The organism is Vibrio sp. 10N.261.55.A10 (assembly GCF_041470825.1).
Taxonomy (GTDB): Bacteria; Pseudomonadota; Gammaproteobacteria; order Enterobacterales; family Vibrionaceae; genus Vibrio; species Vibrio crassostreae_C.
The window spans coordinates 62,059-80,478 of sequence record NZ_JBFRNC010000028.1 but is presented as its reverse complement, the minus strand read 5'-3'; the positions used below and the strand labels follow the sequence as shown (position 1 = coordinate 80,478).

Here is an 18,420-nt window from a genome sequence, read left to right as displayed (position 1 = left end):
AGTGGAGGCAAATAATAAACAAGCTTAGCACGGGGGACGCTAAGCTTGTTTATTAATCAGGTTGTTGAACTGTGCTTGTTGGCTGGTGGATTAGCCTACTTGAGAAAAGCTTACCACTTTACGTTGTAGCTTCTCTTTTAAGTAATCAGACAATGCTTGTTGCTCTGATTCACTCATGTACAAGCCAAGCTTGGTTCTGCGCCATAAGATGTCTTCGTCTGTCATTGTCATCTCTTGGTTGATCAAGTAATCAATCTCAGCTTGGTAAACACCGTGTGCTTCGCTTGAGAACTGGATGCCAAGGTCCGCCTCACATGTAGCGCCTTCAAGCAGGTCCCATGTGTAAGTACCAAATTGGGTCACGTAACGAAGTAGCAGTGCTTCTGGTGCCCAAGGGTATTTAGTGTGCATCATTGCTGCAAGCTGTTCGCGGCTGCAGCTGAAGTTACCACCCGGTAGTGTGTCGTTAGCTGTCCAAGGTGCGCCCATGTGTTTCAGGTAAGGTTCTAGCTTGTTCAGTGCCGCTTCACCGAGTTTACGATAAGTCGTTAACTTGCCACCAAAGATAGATAGCAGTGGTGCTTGATCCATTTCTGCATCCAGCTCCAGTGTGTAGTCACGAGTGATAGCTTGTGGTGAGTCAGATTCATCGTCACAAAGCGGTCGTACGCCACTGTATGTCCAGACCACATCGTCACGCTCTAGTTGCTTAACAAAATGCTGGTTAACGATATCAATTAAGTAATCAACTTCTACATCGTCGATAGCCACTTCGCGAGGATCGCCTTTGTATTCAAGGTCGGTTGTGCCGATGATCGAGAACTTATCTAGGTAAGGGATCATGAACACTATGCGGTTATCTTTGTTTTGTAGAATGTACGCTTGTGGTTCGTCATGAACACGCGGCACCACAATGTGTGATCCTTTGATTAGGCGAATATTACGTGGCGAGGTTTGCTCTAAACCATCATCAAAGAACTGTTTCACCCAAGGGCCAGCTGCGTTGACCAATGCTTTCGCTTTGCGCTCGAAACGTTGGTTTGTCATCACATCAAGAATCGTTACGTGCCAAATGTCGCCTTCGCGGTGTGCTTTTTCAACTCGGCAGTAGTTGCGTACTTCTGCGTTGTTTTCTTTCGCCGCCAACACGTTCAGCAATACCATACGCGCATCATCTACCCAGCAGTCTGAGTATTCGAAACCTGTTTTCATTTCTGGTTTAAGCAAACCTGATTGAGCCAAGTTCACCGTTTTACTTCCAGGAAGAGTCGTACGTTTACCTAAGTTATCGTAAAGGAATAGGCCACAGCGGATCATCCAAGCCGGGCGTAAAAATGGTCGGTGCGGTAAACGGAAACGCATTGGTTGTGCAACGTGAGGTGCTTTTCTCAGCAACACTTCACGCTCTGCAAGTGCTTCTGAAACTAAACGAAATTCATAATGTTCAAGGTAACGTAAACCACCGTGGATTAGCTTTGAACTTGCAGAAGACGTCGCAGAGGCGAAATCATTTGCTTCGTATAAACCAACGTTTAGACCACGACCAGCAGCGTCTGCCGCGATACCCGCACCATTGATGCCGCCGCCAATAACGATTAAGTCTAGAGTTGAAGATGTACTATTGTTTGAATTAGTTTGTTGAGCACTCATGGTTTTGACCTCTTTCTGAGCGAACGAGCATTTTAGAACATAATTGAATCCTATATTAACTTTCGTTTGCGGTCATTTGTTATTTTCGTTTATGCGCGTTTTATGTGATTTGCGCATAAAAAAACCTTCACTTATGACAGCGAAGGCTAAAAATAACTCTCATTCGAGCATAGAAGTGATATTAATCATGTTCAAGTGCGACTTTCCAAGTAACAAAAAAGCCCATTATCGATAAAGTGATCTATCAATAATGGGCTCTTTTAATGAACATGATTTCTGAGCGTTTTTTATGCGTCCGACGCTAGTGGTTGAGAAGCGGTCTCGATAACTTCTAATGGAATGTCTGAATCTTTAAGGATGTTCAGGATCTCTTCTGGTGGCTGTTTATTGGTGAACACCATGTGTGCTTGAGAGATGTTACCCAGCTTAACCATTGCGTTACGACCAAACTTACTGTGGTCAACTGCCAGGAAGATGCTGCGGCTGTTTTCGATGATGGCTTGCTTCACTCGAACTTCATGGTAGTCAAAATCAAGCAGTGAGCCGTCAAAGTCGATACCGCTGATCCCTAGAATGCCGAAGTCGAGGCGGAACTGCTTCACGAAATCGAGTGTTGCTTCACCCACGATACCGCCATCACGGTTTCTTACCTCGCCACCCGCCAAGATAACCTTTATCTCTGGGTTTGGTAGCAGGATACTGGCAACGTTGATGTTGTTAGTCACGACTCTGAGTTGTTTGTGGTTCTTGTTCAGCGCGCGCGCCACCGATTCTGGCGTAGTGCCGATATCAACGAACAAGGTTGCACCATCTGGAATGTGCTTAACCAGTTCGTCGGCGATCACGTCTTTTTCGTTGAAGTTAAGCGCTTTACGCGTGTTATAAGAGGTGTTTTCCGAGCTTAAAGGAATGGTTGCACCACCATGATAGCGACGAATTTTGTTGCTATCGGCCAGCTCATTGAGGTCTCGTCTGATGGTTTGTGGGCTGACATCGAACTTTTCAACGAGCTCTTCGGTACTCACATATCCTTGTGTTTTTACCAGATCTACAATCTGCTGGTGTCTTGGTATCTGCTTCACTTAACTTACCACTCCCTGCGCGCAAAGGGCTCTAGCGCGTCAAAATCGAAAATATAAACTCACGCTATTGTGCTCGAATTGATGAAAAGAGAGAAGTAATGATGGTAAGGAATCATGTCTAAACCGCAAAAACGCTGGTCAAAACGTGGAATTTGAGCCTGAAACGCAAAAAAAGAGCACAAAATAGTGCTCTTTTTAGTTTCGTTTGCTGAGGTTCGAGCAATCTAATCGATGAGATTGCTCGAGTTCCGAGGTCAACGGTTAATGATTAACGATGAGCTGAATACTCAGTATTACTCTTCGTCGTCATCGTGCAGTTCAGACCAAACCTGTGCACACTTGATAGCACGCTTCCAGCCTTTGTAACGGCGGTTACGTTTCTCTTCGTCGTGGTGTGGCATGAAGGTGCGGTTAAGAACGGCTTTGTCTTGAAGCTCGTCAATGCTGTCCCAGAAACCAACCGCTAGGCCAGCAAGGTAAGCGGCACCCAGAGCCGTTACTTCTGTTACTTCAGGGCGGTGAACTTCAGTATCCAGCACGTCTGATTGGAATTGCATTAGGAAGTTGTTCGCTACTGCGCCGCCATCAACACGTAGGTTTGCTAGCTTGATGCCTGAATCAGCTTGCATCGCGTCTAGTACGTCACGCGTTTGGTAAGCAATGCCTTCCAAGGTTGCACGGATGATGTGGTTCGAGTTAACACCGCGAGTCAGGCCAACAATTGTACCGCGAGCGTAAGCATCCCAGTATGGTGCGCCTAAACCAGTAAACGCAGGAACCACGTAAACGCCGTTTGAAGAGTCCACTTTAGTTGCGAAGTACTCAGAGTCTTCTGCGCCAGCCAGTAGTTTCATTTCATCACGTAGCCATTGGATTGATGCGCCGCCCATGAATACCGCACCTTCCAATGCGTATGCTGGTTCGCCTTTAGGACCACACGCTAGCGTTGTTAGTAGGCCGTTCTTCGATGTTACTTTCTCTTGGCCCGTGTTCATTAGAAGGAAACAACCTGTGCCGTAAGTGTTCTTAGCTTGGCCTGCTTCTACACACATTTGACCGTAAAGTGCAGCTTGTTGGTCACCCGCAATACCCGCGATTGGAATACGAGTACCGCCTTTACCACCAAGGTTCGTTTGACCGTACACCTCAGAAGAACGCTTCACTTCTGGCATCATTGATGACGGGATACCCATTTCATCAAGTAGCTTTTGATCCCAGCATAGGTCGTTGATGTTGAACAACATAGTACGTGACGCGTTAGTGTAATCCGTAACGTGAACACGTCCTTGAGTCATCTTCCAAACCAACCAAGTATCAACCGTACCGAACAGTAGTTTGCCAGTTTCAGCGTCTTCGCGAGCGCCTTCAACGTTGTCTAGAATCCATTTTACTTTGGTACCTGAGAAATACGGGTCAAGGACTAAGCCAGTATTGTCACGTACGTAGTCTTCTAGGCCACGTGCTTTTAGGTCTTCACAGATGTCTGCTGTACGGCGACACTGCCATACGATTGCGTTATAAACCGGCTTACCCGTTTCTTTGTTCCAAACGATGGTGGTTTCACGTTGGTTAGTGATACCGATACCCGCTAGCTCGTCGCTGCGAATGCCTGCTTTAGCTAGAGCTTCAACCAATGTAGAGCTTTGAGTCGCCCAGATTTCCATTGGATCATGCTCAACCCAACCGGCTTTTGGATAAATCTGAGTAAATTCTCGTTGAGAAGAACTAACGATGTTTGCATCGTGATCGAGGATTACAGCGCGAGAACTTGTGGTGCCTTGGTCTAGGGCAACAATGTATTTTTGCTCGGTCATGGTAAGAATCCTTTTTCTTTTGTTATTTATATTTTAGTAAATGTAGGGTCGCTTAGGAATTAAGCTTGAGCTTGTTCAGCTTCTTCTTCTGTTTCACATTGGTTTGGAATTGTGCAGCCTTGGCCTTCTACTGGTAGGTAAGCACCGATAACACGTGGGTACAACCAACCACCAAAACACGCACCAGCAATTGGAGCAAGAATTGGAACGATGAAGTAAGGAATATCACGAGCACCGCTTAGTGCGAAATCCCAACCTGCAAAGTAAGCGAACAGTTTTGGTCCGAAGTCACGAGCAGGGTTCATTGCAAAGCCAGTCAGTGGACCTAAAGAACCACCGATAACCGCGATAAGAATACCGATCAGTAGAGGGTTCATTGCACCGCGAGATGCGCCGTTGTTCTCATCACCTAATGCTAAAATGGCAAACATCAACACTGCAGTAATCACGAATTCCACAGCAAAAGCGCCGAAGAAAGAAAGTGAAGCATGTGGGTAAGTCGAGAAGATACCAGCAGTTGATAGTGCGTCTTGGCTGCTACGAACGAAGTTATGTGCGATTTCGTAGTCAGTAAATAGGTTGCTATACAGGCTGTAAACCAATGCTGCAGAGCAGAAAGCGCCAAGCAGTTGCGAAATGATGTAAGGCACCACTTTCGCTTTATCGAAGCCATGGAACATGGCCAGTGCAATCGTTACGGCTGGGTTGATGTGTGCGCCTGAAACGCCGGCAGTACAGTAAATTGCAATCGCAACACCGAAGCCCCAGATGATGCTGATTTCCCATTGTCCGAATGTCGCACCAGTTAATACCAGAGCGGCCACACAGCCAACGCCAAAGAATATGAGTAATCCTGTACCGATAAATTCAGCCAAGCATTGCCCAAATAAAGAAGGGTGTTTGTTTGTTGTCATGTTCGAGTCCTTTTTAGTTTTGCTTATCTAGCACGTGTATTGTGCATATATTTGCGAACTCGAAAATAAACGAACATCAAAAGTGAGCGTTTGAGCATAAAATTGTTAATTAAAGTCACTTGAAATGTTAATTCGAACACTTTTGCTCGAAAAAGATGCTCGCATGAACGTCATTGCTCGAATTGATAGGTTGCGAAGCCGCTCAAACTACCTATATGTAAATGAATGCGCAACTGGTACGAGGAGTTTATGTGTGGATTTGTGATGCTACTTCGTGAGTGGCGGATTATTAGACGTAGCTTGATGATATTTAACGCGCCTTAACATCTGTACTGAACAGAATGTTCTAAATGTGATGTGATACTGGACTTTGTTTTATTATTGTTACTTTTGTTATTGAAATTGCCATCATACTTGAGAACAATCGTCTTATTTAAGCGGGGGATAAGATGCGAATATTGGTAGTTGAAGATGATCGTCTGATCAGTGAAGCAATAGAACAGCGCTTTATCGACCTAGGTCATGGTGTTGATTGTGCCTACGATGGGGCGGTCGCATTCGCCATGATTAGCCATACCGATTTTGATTTAGTGATCCTCGATCTAAACCTGCCCAATAAATCGGGTGAGCAGATCATTAAACGTATTCGCCAATCGTCTGATACCCCTGTTCTCATTCTTACCGCGCGCAGTGAAGTGTTTGACCGAATTCAGCTTTTGGATCTGGGCGCTGATGATTATCTCACTAAGCCTTTTGATTTTGGTGAGTTGGAAGCCCGCTGTCGCGCGATCGTTCGACGTCGTCAAGGCAGCGATCAGAACACAGTGACGTTTGGTGACATTGAGTTCGACAGTGCAGGTTGCATTGTGAAAGTGAAGGGCGAGGTCATTGAGCTTAAACAGCGTGAATATCGCTTATTAGAAATCTTCCTGAACCACCTCAACCGTGTGATGAGCAAAGAAGAGATCATCGACCACTTATATAACTTCGATAACCCACCCAACACTAATGCGATTGAAACCTACGTTGGTCGTTTGAGGAAGGCGCTAGCCAATAGCAATGTTGAGATCAAAACCCTGCGTGGCCTTGGTTACGTGCTCAATAAAGTCGAAGACTGAGCTGAGGTGTATTAGGTGACGGCACTGAGCAAACCTGTCCGATTTCGTTTTCGAACAAAATCGCTGAGATTTCAATTATTGTTCTCAGCGACCTGTCTATTGTGCCTGATTAGTTTGCTCACTTTGGTTGCGGTAAAGCGCTACGCCTATCAAACCACTCAGATGTTTTATGATCGCCAGTTGAATAACGCCGCCCTGCAGATCATAGAGCAGGTTCGTTTTAATGGTTTAACATTCAGTGTCGACATCCCCACCGCGGCCTTCAAATCGCTGGCTGATTCCCCTAGAGATAAGGTTTTCTATCTGGTTGCTAGTTCTTCGAATTCATCGGAGTCTGGTTACATCACGGGTTATAAAGAATTGCTTGATGATCAGTTAGTGCGTGACCAAATCGACCAGTATCAGATTAAGCTCGAACCAGAGGCTGCTTATTTTTACTTAACCTTTAAAGATGAATGGGTGCGTTTGTCTTTGGTCAGTCGCATCATGAATACCCGTGAAGGGCCGCAAAACATTTACGTGCTTGTGGGGCAAACCACACAAGCGAGGCAAGTATGGGAGAAGCAGCTCTCGGACCACGCGGTTAAGCTACTGCTCGCGGTGATGCTAAGTGCACTATTGGTCATCTTTGTGTTGATTGTAAAGGTGCTCAAGCCGGTCAATGAGATTAACAATAAGATGGAGAGGCGATCGAATCTCGACTTAACCCCTATTAATCTCGATGCGCCGGAAGAGGTCGAGCATTTGGTCGATACCATCAATGTGTTTATGTCTCAACTCGATAAGAACTTAACCAACCTTAAGAACTTTACTGGCGAAGCTGCTCATCAATTAAAGACGCCAATCGCTGGTATTAAAGCTCAAATCGAACTGGCCAAAAGCAAAGCCAATGACAGCCACACACTCGATTACTTAGATAAAGTCACTGGCGCATGTGAGGTGCTTGAGCGTACGGTAGAGCAGCTATTGAACCATGCAACGATTCGCCATCGCTACCAAAGTATTGAGCCCACAGAGATTGATTTTAATGAGCTAGTGAAGCAAACCAGCCGTGGCTTGGCGATGAATGCACTCAATAAAGACATCGAATTGAGCTACATAGAATCACTTAAATTTTACATTCGAGGCGATAGCTTCGCCTTAACTCAGATGCTGACGAATCTCATTGAAAACTCAATCAAGTATTCACCCAAAGACAGCACTATCGAGGTTGAATTAGTACAGCAAGGCAGCAAAGCGGTGCTGTACATTCGCGATTTCGGGCCGGGCATTGATGAGCAAGATAAGCCTCATGTGTTCGAGAAGTTTTATCGCAGCGCGAATGCGATTAGCCAAGGCACAGGGCTAGGGATGAGTATCGCGTTAGATGTTGCTCAAAAATCCAATGCAATTCTGAGCTTGGAAGACACAACATCAGGCGAAACGGATAATCGCGGCCTCACGGTGAAAGTCCAGTTCCCGCATACCTATTGGTGGGAGGTTTAATGATGAAATCTTTACGGATTTGGATCGCAGGGCTAACTTCGGCGGTGTTGTTAGCAAGCACTCTATTCGTTACCAATGCCACCGCACAAGCTAATCAAGGCTCAGGTCCCCAAGATTCGGTTCTTCAAGACTCTGTTCACCAAGACAATAGCAACCAAGGTGATGGCAATGAAGATGCGTTGGTGATCTATGGTGCAGCCTATTTGTCAGAAATGAAGCCACTGCTCGATGATTTCCAGCGTCGAAACCCAGAAATAACCGTGCGCTATCAAGCGATGAGCAGCAATGTATTAGATGCTCATATCCGAGACCAAAAGCCGGACCAACCCGACATCACCATCAGTTCGGTGATGGATTTACAATTGCGACTTGTTAATGATGGTTATGCTCTGCCTTACCAAATAAATGTGCCGGGCTATGGCTCTCAATCGGGTATTGTTCCCCACTGGAGCCAGTGGCGAAATGAGCTGTTTGGTTTTAGCTATGAACCTGCTGTGATCGTGTTTAATGAGTCTTTTCTTGAAGGAAAGGAAGTCCCGTTGAGCCGTGTCGAACTGTTGAGTTTTATTCGCCTCCATAGTGAAGAACTGATGGGGAAAATAGGGCTGTTTGATATTCGAGATGTTGGTATCGGTTATCTGCTTTGGTCCTTTGAACGCGCTCAAACGAGTAACTACGGACAATTCTTGGAGCTGTTTAATCTCCATCAGGCTCGCACCTTTGATAGCTCTGCGTCGATGCTCCAAGCGCTGACTGATGGTGATATTGCGATTGCCTACAACATCATGGGCTCGTATGCGAACTCGTGGGAGTCGAAGCACAAAGATGTGGTGATTGTGGCGGCCAACGACTATACACCTGTGGTCATTCGAACTGCATTTATTAATAAAACCACGTCTAGGCTAGAACAAGCTCAAGCCTTTATTGATTACTTATTTTCCTATTCAGGGCAGAAGCTGATGGCAAAAGAAACCAATATGCCTCCGGTGCGTACCGATATAAAAAGTGCTAAATCGGCAGCGGTTTTACGTGAGCAATTTGCCAATCAACTCAAGCCCCTTCCGTTAGATGTCAGCCTGTTGATCTTCTCGGATCAAAGCAAAAAATCCTTAGTGATAACCGAATGGGAGAGCGCTCTTAAAAGCTACGATTAGTTTAGTTGGTAGTTAATTCGATTGCTTTTCAGTAACCCGATCTTGGCTTGGTCATTTAACCGAAATACCGCCGAGTCAGCTACATGACAGTTTCGTTTTTTACTCTTGAAGTCCAAAAATGAGCATGGATTTGCTCTTTCACTTCAAGAGTAAGAGGTTGAAAACGGTCATGAACGAGAATATTTCCTGCATGTTGATCCGCGGTGGCACATCGAAAGGCGCGTACTTTCTAGCGAGTGATTTGCCTAAAAGTGAGCAAGAGAGAGATGATCTGCTTGTGCGTATTATGGGATCCGGAGAAGGCCAACAAATCAATGGCATCGGCGGTGGAACGTCACTGACGAGTAAGGTCGCGATTGTCTCCAAGTCGAAGCAAGAAGGGACGGATCTAGACTATCTATTTGCTCAGGTTGCGGTCGATAAGAAAGAAGTCGATACCAAACCTTCGTGTGGCAATATTCTCTCTGGCATCGTGGCATTCGCCAGTGAAAATCATCTGGTTAAGCTGAGCAGCCCTTCCACTATGTTGCGTGTCAGAAACATCAACACCAATACTATTATCGAAGTTTCCGCCGAAAGCCCAAATGGCCATTTACGTTATGACGGTGATGTACGTGTGGACGGTGTTCCTGGAACTGGCTCTCCTGTTTTGCTTAACTTCTTAGATGTCGGCGGTTCGAAAACAGGCAAGCTATTCCCAACCGGCAACGGGCGTGATCAAGTTGAAGGTGTTGAAGTTTCTTGCTTGGATGCAGCTGTGCCTATGGTGCACATTAATGCCAAAGACCTTGGCTTAGCGGGTAACGAGACCAAGCAACAACTTGATGACGATGCCGCATTACTTGAGCGAATCGAGTCTATCCGTTTATCGGCAGGCCGCTTAATGGGCATGGGTGATGTGACAGGAAGCGTGGTGCCTAAGGTATCTTTACTATCACCACCAACCCAAGACGGACACATTACCTCTCGCTACTTTGTGCCCCAAAACTGCCACGCTAGTCATGCTGTGACGGGCGGGATCTGTGTCGCGGCGGCTTGTATGATTCCGGGTACTGTTGCCCATGAAGTATGCCAAGGCATCAACTCTGAAACCGTGATCATTGAACACCCAAGTGGTCAAATCCAAGTGAATATTAAAATGGAACCGGGTGAGCTTGAGCCCGCTGTGCGCCAAGCGGCTCTGGTTCGAACCGCTCGCCCATTGTTTAAAGGTCAGGTTTACCCGACGTTTTAATCTCAAGCTGCTTTAATGCCTATTCATAATCGCTGGCCATTTGGTTGGCGATTTTTTTTCATTATCAAATTCACACCCACACTCATATTCTTTGTTCGTTCTAAATATCCTCCTGAACCCTCGTAAAACTTAGAGATTTACTGCACCAATTCGGCGCGCTGTGCTCTGTTTTTGTGCCTTAAAGGGCGATCTTTGTAACACTTTTGTTATCAAAGTGCAGCGTGTCAGTTGGATGACAGGTTCGGCGACTAATTTGTCAGAAACCACAAAAAACAGTCCAGCTGCAGGTAACACGCAGTAAAGGATATTAGGAGGCACGATGCTGAACGTACAACTACCCGAAAATACACAATCTTCTACTAAGGGTTCGTTATTCTCGAACGGTTCTTTTCTTATGACTCAAAAATTGTCTAAGTTAAAAGTTTGCCAATCACTCTTGGTCACGCTACTTGGTGTGGGGGCATTATCTCATCACGCACAAGCTGAAGAGGTTTCGTTTAAAGGTGAGCGTGTCGAGTTTGTGATGCCTTACAAAGAGGGTGGCGGCACGGATACATGGGGGCGTTTCTATGCACCTTATTTGTCTCAATCGTTACCGGGCAATCCAGTAGTGGTGGTGAAAAATATCCCGGGTGGTGGCTCAACAAAAGGCGCTAACCAATTTGCTCGCCGTGCGAAAGACAACGGCCTCAACATCTTTGCAAGCTCGGCATCAACCCAATATCCCTATCTTCTTCAAGATCGCCGAGTTCGTTACGACTACAACGATTGGAGCGTGATTCTCGCATCCCCAACTGGCGGCGTTGTGTATGTTTCGCCTAAAACGGGCATCGAGAACGTACAAGATCTTTTCGATAAGAAAGACCAAATCAAGTTTCAATACGCAAGCCAAGGTGCGACCTCGATTGACTTGGTACCACTGCTAGCCATGGATCTACTTGGTTTGGAGGTACAAGCGATTTTCGGCATGCAAGGTCGTGGCGCGGGTCGATTAGCTTTTGAGCGCGGTGAAGTGAACATCGATTCTCAAACCAGCTCGTCTTACATCGATAAAGTGACACCGTTAGTCAACGAAGGTAAAGCCATTCCATTGTTCAGCTTTGGTGTATTAGGTGAAGACGGCAAGTTGAAGCGCGATCCTAACTTCCCAGAGCTTCCGCACTTCGCTGAGGTGTACCAGATGTTCCACCCGGAAGAAGCAGAAACACAAGGCTATGCGGTTTGGCGCTCATTCTTTATGGCCGGGTTTGCCGCTCAGAAGATGATCTTTGTGCCTAAGTCGACGCCAGAAGAAACAGTTGCAGCATGGCGCGCATCGGCTTCTAAGTTGGTGTCTCAACCTGATTTTCAAAAACGCGCAGTCGAAGTCTTGGGTGATTACCCTCAGCTAACTGGCGAACAAGCACAACTCGCACTTAAAGCGGCTATGTCGCTTGATGAAAACAACCTTGAATGGGTCAGAAATTGGCTCACTACAAACTACAACACTCGTTTCTAAACAGGCTATCCAGAAGCCCAAGAAAATATGAGTCTTAACAACGCTCAGTACTAACTGGCAGTGAGACCGCGGCGCAAGATCGTGGCTCACGCCTTTTCATCTCACTTTCTCTGTCGCAACGTAGCTAACGAGTTATTCGATTAAATCGTTAACTCAGTGAGTGCTTCACTCCCATTGTATCGCCGCTGTACGGGTAACATCGTAGGGCTTTGTGCATCAAGGGTTTATGAAAGCAGTGGTCAACGAAAGCGAAAGTGAGTCTCATGATAGAAAGGATTCAACGATGTTTAACGAACTCTTTGCTGCACTGGAAACCATATTAAGCGTTCAGCACATCACCTTTATGCTAGGTGGTGTATTGCTGGGTCTCGCGATAGGTATCTTTCCGGGGCTTGGCGGTATTGCAGGCTTATCATTACTGCTACCGTTCCTGTATGGCATGGACCCAATTTCAGCCTTGGCGATGCTTATCGGCTTGGTTGCGGTTATTCCCACTTCCGATACATTCACTTCCGTATTAATGGGGATCCCGGGCTCAAGTGGCTCGCAAGCAACCGTGCTTGATGGCTTCCCAATGGCGAAGAAAGGCGAGGCGGCTCGTGCGCTTTCTGCCGCGTTTACTTCATCGCTTTTCGGTGGTTTGTTCGGTGCGGTGATACTAACAGGGTTTGTGTTGATCGCTCGACCAGTGATCCTCGCTTTTGGTTCTGGTGAGTTGTTCATGCTGACCTTATTAGGTTTGAGCATGGTCGGTGCGTTGGCAGGTAAGAGCTTGGTAAAAGGTTTGTCGGCGTGTGGTATGGGTGTATTGCTTGGCAGTGTCGGTAGTGCCCCTGCAACTGGCGAATATCGAATGACCTTTGACAACTTCTACCTAATGGATGGCATTCCTCTGGTAGTCGTTGGCTTAGGTATTTTTGCGCTTCCTGAGATTATCGATCTGCTTCGTCAAAATAAGCCAATCGCCAATGCTAGTAAACTTGGCAAGGGTTGGTCTGCGGGCGTTCGTGACTTCTTGGAAAACAAATGGCTCGCAGTGCGTTGTAGTGTAATCGGCTGTATTGTTGGTGCACTTCCCGGCCTTGGTGGCAGTGTAGTGGACTGGATCGCTTATGGTCATGCGGTGCAAACGACTAAGAAAGATCCTGAATTCGGTAAAGGTGATGTGCGTGGTGTTATCGCACCTGAATCGTCGAACAATGCGAAAGAGGGTGGTGGCTTAGTCCCTACGCTGTTATTCGGTATTCCAGGTTCGGGTAGCATGGCAGTATTCCTTGGCGGCATGGTGTTGGTGGGTTTAGAACCGGGTCCTGCGATGGTGAGTACTGACCTCGATATTACTTACACTATCGTGTGGTCTTTGGCATTAGCGAACGTGTTTGGTGCTGGTGCTTGTATGCTGATTTCACCTTGGGTGGCTAGGCTGACCACGGTTCGTTACACCTTGCTTGCCCCATTCATGGTGATGGTGATTTGTTTTGCTGCATTCCAAGCAACACGCGACCTTGGCGACTTAGTGACCCTATTAGGCATCGGTACGCTGGGTGTGCTGATGAAGCGTTTCGACTGGCCTCGCCCTGCGTTCTTGATTGGTTTTGTATTGGCCAACGGCATGGAGACCTACCTATACCAAGCGGTTCAGTTTGATGGTGCTGCATTCTTACTACGCCCGGGTGTGATGATTATTGGTGCGCTGACTGTCTTCTCTCTGTTCTTCATGTGGCGTCAAAGCGCGAAGAAGAACAAGCAAAGCGAAGCACAAGACGCTTCGATTGAAACTGCTCAACCTTCAGTAAGAATCAGTTACCGCAAGCCTCAGGTTATCTTCGCTGCCTTGGTCAACATCGCGTTTATGTACGGCATTTACGATGGCTACCAACAGAGCTTTTTAGGTGGCGTGTTCACCATCATCATTGCCAGTATTATGTGGGTATTGTCTTCGGTGGTGCTATTCCAACTGCTGACCAAGCCAGAAGGCGATGCTGTCTACTTCGATAACGAGTATGAGCAAGGTTACGCCTTTGATACCAACAGCATCAGCATGATGCATTACCTGTACTGGTTGGGCGCGCTGATCCTTGGTTGTTACTTTGTCGGCTACGTGATTTCTATTAGCGCGTTCTTCTGCCTGTTCTTGATGAGTAAAGCAGGGTTGAGCTTGATACGTTCCGCATCGGTAACGGTTGCTGCGACAGGGTTCTTACTGGGTCTAACTCACCTAATGGTTTTGGATTTACCGATTGGCTTGTTGCAAGAGGCGGTTGATCTGCCTTGGCCGATTGGATAATGGAAGGAAAGTAATTATGACGATTCGAACTATTATTATGCCTTTTGCTTCTACGGCAAACTCCGCTGAAAGGTTAGAAGGTGCATTGAGTGTTGCTCGGTATTTTGGTGCGCACTTGGATGTATTGCACGCCCAAATTAGCCCGCAACAGTTAATGCCAGAAGAGCGCCAATTGCTACCAAGTAAATGGCTTAGCCGTATTGATCAATTGGTGAATAACTACGTTGCAGAAGATATGAACCAGTCTGAGCTTGAGTTCACCACCTTGTGCGACAAGCTCGAAGTGCCACTGTGCGACAGTGATAACTTAGTGATGAACGACGCCAATAAACTCGTGAGTGCCCAATGGCATAATCTAACGGGTTATCGAGCGGATGTAGTCTCTGAGCGCGGTAAGGTGTCTGACTTAATCATTATCCCTAAACCGCTCAATGGCAAAAGTAGCGTGAGTTTTGACGTGGCGATAGAACATGGCAGTCGCCCCATCTTACTGATGCCACGTGAGCAAAAAAGCTTTAACCCGGAATGCATTATGATTGCTTGGAATGGAGATGATCCAGGTGCGAGGGCTGTGAAAGCAGTGATGCCATTGCTTAGAAAAGCAAAAAACATCGTGGTGGTAACCAGTGAGCGTTCACTCAACAAAAAGCCTAATCAACAAGATTTAAAGCGCTATTTGGGGCTACATAATATCGAAGTGGAGTGTATTTCGTTTAAAGAGGGCAGAATAAAAACGCCTCAAGCGATCCTTGCTCATGCAGAGCAGTTTCATGCTGACTTGATAGTGGCTGGCGCTCTTGCTCATAAGAAGATGCATCAACAGATGCTGGGTGGCGTTACCAGAAGATTATTGAGTAAAACCAACGTGCCTCTGTTCATGGTGAGTTGATTGAATGACCTGAGATTTCATCGAAGTTTAATTGCTGTCATGTCAGGCGCATGACAGCTTAGATTGTTAGAGTAAACTCATGGGCTAACTGATATGTGACCCGTCCGTCTATGCTTATGTGGTCATCGTATTTATTCTCCTTTTTACGATGACTGATTACCAGTTAGCCCCTTTTTATTTGAATGTATGCAGCTCTAAACCAGAGCTGCCACTTTTCCTTTCGCAACCAATTGATCTCGAACTGAGTCATACGCCCAGTTGAACGCAATCGCGTAAAGTACGAAGAAAATGACTAGGCCGATGTCCATAATCAATACGGTTAGGAAATCCAGCTTCAACACCCACATCAAGACTGGTAGCGTCACTGTCATTAAACCAAGTTCAAACCCCAATCCGTGTAAAACTCGGGTTTTCTTCGTTCGTTTTGTTCTGTCTGCCCCGAAGATTTTGTCGTAGCCGTAGTTGTAGACGTAGTTCCAAGCCATTGCTATTAGCGACATCGCAAGTGCTAACCCCGCCATTTCCCCAGCTCCATTGCCAGTAATGTAGGTTGCTAGCCCCGCCATCATGATCAGTGCGAACACTTCAAATAGCACCATGTGCAACATGCGTTCTTTATGTGACATTTTTCTAACTCTCTTTACGATTAAATAGCCGCCGATGGGCAAATGACTTGGCTAGATAATATCTACTTAAGTGATAATATAAAGATAGTTAGCATCACATCTTGTGATAGTAAGATTTGGGAGAAACCGAATGTACAACATTGAACAACTGAAAATGTTTGTGTATGCCGTTGAATTAGGGTCATTTTCTGCCAGTGCTCGTCATTTGGGGAAGGTGCAGTCGGCGGTGAGCCAAGGCATCAGTAATCTTGAAATAGATTTTAATGTTGAGCTTTTTGATCGTTCGACTCGAAAGCCTTCACTAACCAAAGCGGGCGAGCAGTTATTTAAACAGGTGAAAGCGATCGTGCTTCAGGTTGAAGATCTGAATGTGACGGTTAGTGCGATGGGCAGTGGTGAAGAGGGGCTCATCAAAATTGCATTAGATGATTCACTATTGGTCCCGAATCTATCTAAGATCTTTAGTCAGTTCAGTCAACAATTCCCTGCGACTGAAGTGGAACTGGTTGCGTGTACCACGACAGAGGTCAATCCGTTAATTATCGAAGAGAGGGCCGACATTGGATTAATGTTTACTAACTTGGCTTTTGATGTCGGTTCTGAGCCTTGCTTTATCGGTCACTTACCGTTTATTGCTGTGTGTCATCCAAGTCATGCGCTCGCAAAAACAGGTGTGGCGAAACTCTCTGACTTACTCCCGCATCGTCAGTTAATGTTGAGGGGAGACAAAGGTAAGGTGATGGATCAGTTTCCGCTGATTGCCGGAAAGGTATGGTGGTCAAACAGCTTTATCGTCATTAAAGAGATGATTCTTGGTAGCGATATCGGTTGGGCATACTTACCGAAACACCTTGTTGAAGAAGAGCTTATTAAACAGCGCTTGGTAGAGGTGAATGTGTCATTTGACCATAAAACTTGGTCGCCTCCGGTTGATCTTGTTCTGTCTAAAACACGCTCAAAAGGTCCTGCATTACTTTGGCTTGAACAAGCATTGAAAGGCCTATTAGACGAAACTGAATAAAGAAAAGGCTCACCGTTTAACGTGTGAGCCTTTCTGTTCAAAGTGATGCTGCTTTTTGTTAGTTCTAGTTCTAGGTGTAGACGTAGATGCTATACGCTAGGTTTAACCGTCTGACCGTTGTAGTACTTGTCTTTCATCTTAAGCGCCACGTTCACAAGGTAAATCAGCACAGGGACTTCAATCAGTGGACCGATAACGCCTGCAAACGCTTGGTCTGAGTTGATACCGAATACTGAGATAGCCACGGCAATCGCTAGCTCGAAGTTGTTACCTGTTGCTGTAAATGCAATTGATGCGTTCTTGTCGTACTCGATGCCCATCTTTTTACCGATGAAGAAACTGATGAAGAACATCGCAGTGAAGTAGATAGTCAGTGGAACCGCAATTAATAGAACGTCCATTGGCAGTTCAACAATCATTTCACCTTTCAGGCTGAACATCAGAACGATAGTCGCCAGTAGTGCAATCAGTGTGATTGGAGAGATGCGCGGAATGAACACGTCTGTGTACCATTGCTCACCTTTCATCGACACAAGGATCTTACGGCTTAGGAAGCCTGCTAGGAATGGGATACCTAAGTAGATAAGCACGCTGTGTGCAATATCGATCATCGAGATATCAACCAGCATGCCTTCGTAACCGAATACTGGAGGAAGAACGCTGATGAACAACCACGCCATAAAGCTGTAGCTAACCACTTGGAATGCACTGTTTAGAGCAACCAAGGCAGCCCCGTATTCTTTGTTACCGCCGCCGATGTCGTTCCAAACTAGAACCATTGCCACACAACGAGCAAGACCAATAAGAATTACGCCGACCATGTAACCAGGATGATCACCCAAGAAAGTCAGTGCCAATACGAACATTAGAATTGGGCCAACAAACCAGTTCATGATCAAAGAGAGCTTGATGGCTTTCTTATCTTTTACCACAGTGCCCAATAGACTGTAGTTAACCTTAGCCAAAGGTGGGTACATCATTAAGATAAGGCCAATCGCGAGTGGAATGTTGGTGGTGCCAACAGACATTGAATCGTTCCACTGTTCGATCTGTGGGAATAGGGTACCTAGCAGTACACCAAGGCCCATGGCGATGAAGATCCATAGTGTTAAGTAGCGATCTAGAAAACCTAACTTTGGTTTCATGGTAATCTCTCTTTGTTGATATCGTAAATCGTCGAAAAGCGATTGATTGTGGCAAAAAAACACGCTTAAAAGTAAAGGCTATCAAAGCCAATCATTCAAGCGTGAACTTCTATTTTAAAATGCTGTTAAATACCGATTCGAAGCGTTGAATATTGTCGCGGTCGATGCGGTAACACATCTTCGGCGGAATAGACTCAGCGGTAATGAAGCCTGAGTTTTTTAATATTCTTAAGTGTTCTGACACTGTTGATTGAGCTAAACCTAATTCACTCACCAGATCACTGTTTAAGCAGCCGCCTGACTTTTCTAGTGCAGACAAGATGCTAAGTATGCGAATTCGAGCTGGATGCGCGAGTGCTTTTGCTAACGCTGCCATTTCTTTTTCTGCTTCTGCATTACTCGGCGGAAGAGGTAGAGAACAGCTTTCTGTTGCTTGGCATGTTGCAGTCATACTTAGGTGGCTCACTTAATGCTAATCGTTAAAAGACGATTAATGATAAGCC

The 18,420-nt window shown here is 46.0% G+C and carries 15 protein-coding genes; 8 read left to right on the top strand and 7 right to left on the bottom strand.

Annotated elements, in window-relative coordinates:
* Nucleotides 1–90: 90 nt before the first annotated feature.
* The 4 genes from glpD to AB4274_RS08645 all read right to left on the bottom strand — a co-directional run bounded on the left by glpD (nt 91) and on the right by AB4274_RS08645 (nt 5,460).
* Nucleotides 91–1,650, bottom strand: coding sequence for a glycerol-3-phosphate dehydrogenase (gene glpD, locus AB4274_RS08660; RefSeq protein ID WP_372111733.1), 1,560 nt, complete (start codon nt 1,648–1,650; stop codon nt 91–93).
* 287 nt (nt 1,651–1,937) lie between these two features.
* Entirely contained in the window at nt 1,938–2,732 is a 795-nt protein-coding gene (locus AB4274_RS08655) for a DeoR/GlpR family transcriptional regulator (protein WP_017060941.1), read from the bottom strand.
* Nucleotides 2,733–3,025: 293 nt separating this feature from the next.
* Nucleotides 3,026–4,546, bottom strand: a complete 1,521-nt coding sequence (glpK, locus tag AB4274_RS08650) for a glycerol kinase GlpK (RefSeq protein ID WP_372111730.1) — start codon at nt 4,544–4,546, stop codon at nt 3,026–3,028.
* Between the two features lie 59 nt (nt 4,547–4,605).
* Nucleotides 4,606–5,460, bottom strand: a complete 855-nt coding sequence (locus AB4274_RS08645) for an MIP/aquaporin family protein (protein ID WP_004732234.1) — start codon at nt 5,458–5,460, stop codon at nt 4,606–4,608.
* 449 nt (nt 5,461–5,909) lie between these two features.
* On the opposite strand from AB4274_RS08645, the gene AB4274_RS08640 reads away from it, so the two are divergent.
* The 7 genes from AB4274_RS08640 (at nt 5,910) to AB4274_RS08610 (ending at nt 15,125) form a co-directional block, all read left to right on the top strand.
* Entirely contained in the window at nt 5,910–6,578 is a 669-nt protein-coding gene (locus AB4274_RS08640; RefSeq protein WP_016795398.1) for a response regulator transcription factor, read from the top strand.
* Nucleotides 6,579–6,593: 15 nt separating this feature from the next.
* Entirely contained in the window at nt 6,594–8,063 is a 1,470-nt protein-coding gene (locus AB4274_RS08635) for a sensor histidine kinase (RefSeq protein WP_136973629.1), read from the top strand.
* Nucleotides 8,063–9,217: an ABC transporter substrate-binding protein gene (locus tag AB4274_RS08630; protein WP_372111728.1), complete on the top strand. Its 1,155-nt coding sequence runs from the start codon at nt 8,063–8,065 to the stop codon at nt 9,215–9,217. The genes AB4274_RS08635 and AB4274_RS08630 overlap by 1 nt, the downstream gene beginning before the upstream one ends.
* Before the next feature lie 169 nt (nt 9,218–9,386).
* The gene (locus AB4274_RS08625; protein WP_372111726.1) at nt 9,387–10,451 is read left to right on the top strand and encodes a 4-oxalomesaconate tautomerase; all 1,065 of its coding nucleotides are present in this window, start codon (nt 9,387–9,389) and stop codon (nt 10,449–10,451) included.
* 319 nt (nt 10,452–10,770) lie between these two features.
* Nucleotides 10,771–11,949: a Bug family tripartite tricarboxylate transporter substrate binding protein gene (locus tag AB4274_RS08620; RefSeq protein WP_372111724.1), complete on the top strand. Its 1,179-nt coding sequence runs from the start codon at nt 10,771–10,773 to the stop codon at nt 11,947–11,949.
* Nucleotides 11,950–12,232: 283 nt separating this feature from the next.
* Complete coding sequence (locus tag AB4274_RS08615) at nt 12,233–14,236, top strand: tripartite tricarboxylate transporter permease (RefSeq protein ID WP_372111723.1); 2,004 nt, start codon at nt 12,233–12,235, stop codon at nt 14,234–14,236.
* A 16-nt stretch (nt 14,237–14,252) separates the two neighbouring features.
* On the top strand, nt 14,253–15,125 hold the full coding sequence (locus tag AB4274_RS08610) for a universal stress protein (protein ID WP_136973632.1): 873 nt from the start codon (nt 14,253–14,255) through the stop codon (nt 15,123–15,125).
* 194 nt (nt 15,126–15,319) lie between these two features.
* On the opposite strand, the gene AB4274_RS08605 is transcribed toward AB4274_RS08610, so the two are convergent.
* Nucleotides 15,320–15,751, bottom strand: a complete 432-nt coding sequence (locus AB4274_RS08605) for a PACE efflux transporter (protein WP_372111721.1) — start codon at nt 15,749–15,751, stop codon at nt 15,320–15,322.
* 130 nt (nt 15,752–15,881) lie between these two features.
* Between AB4274_RS08605 and AB4274_RS08600 the strand changes: the two genes are divergently transcribed.
* Nucleotides 15,882–16,772: a LysR family transcriptional regulator gene (locus tag AB4274_RS08600; protein ID WP_372083022.1), complete on the top strand. Its 891-nt coding sequence runs from the start codon at nt 15,882–15,884 to the stop codon at nt 16,770–16,772.
* An 89-nt stretch (nt 16,773–16,861) separates the two neighbouring features.
* On the opposite strand, the gene arsB is transcribed toward AB4274_RS08600, so the two are convergent.
* Complete coding sequence (gene arsB / locus AB4274_RS08595; RefSeq protein WP_372111719.1) at nt 16,862–17,917, bottom strand: ACR3 family arsenite efflux transporter; 1,056 nt, start codon at nt 17,915–17,917, stop codon at nt 16,862–16,864.
* Between the two features lie 109 nt (nt 17,918–18,026).
* Nucleotides 18,027–18,368 (bottom strand): helix-turn-helix transcriptional regulator, encoded by a 342-nt coding sequence (locus tag AB4274_RS08590; RefSeq protein ID WP_004740382.1) that lies wholly within the window; start codon nt 18,366–18,368, stop codon nt 18,027–18,029.
* Nucleotides 18,369–18,420: the final 52 nt, after the last annotated feature.

Excerpts from the sequence above, each read along its gene's own strand:
- glpD (WP_372111733.1), bottom strand. The coding sequence starts at position 1,650 with ATGAGTGCTCAACAAACTAATTCAAACAATAGTACATCTTCAACTCTA.
- AB4274_RS08640 (WP_016795398.1), top strand. The coding sequence starts at position 5,910 with ATGCGAATATTGGTAGTTGAAGATGATCGTCTGATCAGTGAAGCAATA.
- AB4274_RS08610 (WP_136973632.1), top strand. The coding sequence starts at position 14,253 with ATGACGATTCGAACTATTATTATGCCTTTTGCTTCTACGGCAAACTCC.
- AB4274_RS08600 (WP_372083022.1), top strand. The coding sequence starts at position 15,882 with ATGTACAACATTGAACAACTGAAAATGTTTGTGTATGCCGTTGAATTA.
- AB4274_RS08645 (WP_004732234.1), bottom strand. The coding sequence starts at position 5,460 with ATGACAACAAACAAACACCCTTCTTTATTTGGGCAATGCTTGGCTGAA.
- AB4274_RS08590 (WP_004740382.1), bottom strand. The coding sequence starts at position 18,368 with ATGACTGCAACATGCCAAGCAACAGAAAGCTGTTCTCTACCTCTTCCG.
- AB4274_RS08630 (WP_372111728.1), top strand. The coding sequence starts at position 8,063 with ATGATGAAATCTTTACGGATTTGGATCGCAGGGCTAACTTCGGCGGTG.
- AB4274_RS08605 (WP_372111721.1), bottom strand. The coding sequence starts at position 15,751 with ATGTCACATAAAGAACGCATGTTGCACATGGTGCTATTTGAAGTGTTC.
- AB4274_RS08615 (WP_372111723.1), top strand. The coding sequence starts at position 12,233 with ATGTTTAACGAACTCTTTGCTGCACTGGAAACCATATTAAGCGTTCAG.
- arsB (WP_372111719.1), bottom strand. The coding sequence starts at position 17,917 with ATGAAACCAAAGTTAGGTTTTCTAGATCGCTACTTAACACTATGGATC.
- AB4274_RS08620 (WP_372111724.1), top strand. The coding sequence starts at position 10,771 with ATGCTGAACGTACAACTACCCGAAAATACACAATCTTCTACTAAGGGT.
- AB4274_RS08625 (WP_372111726.1), top strand. The coding sequence starts at position 9,387 with ATGAACGAGAATATTTCCTGCATGTTGATCCGCGGTGGCACATCGAAA.
- glpK (WP_372111730.1), bottom strand. The coding sequence starts at position 4,546 with ATGACCGAGCAAAAATACATTGTTGCCCTAGACCAAGGCACCACAAGT.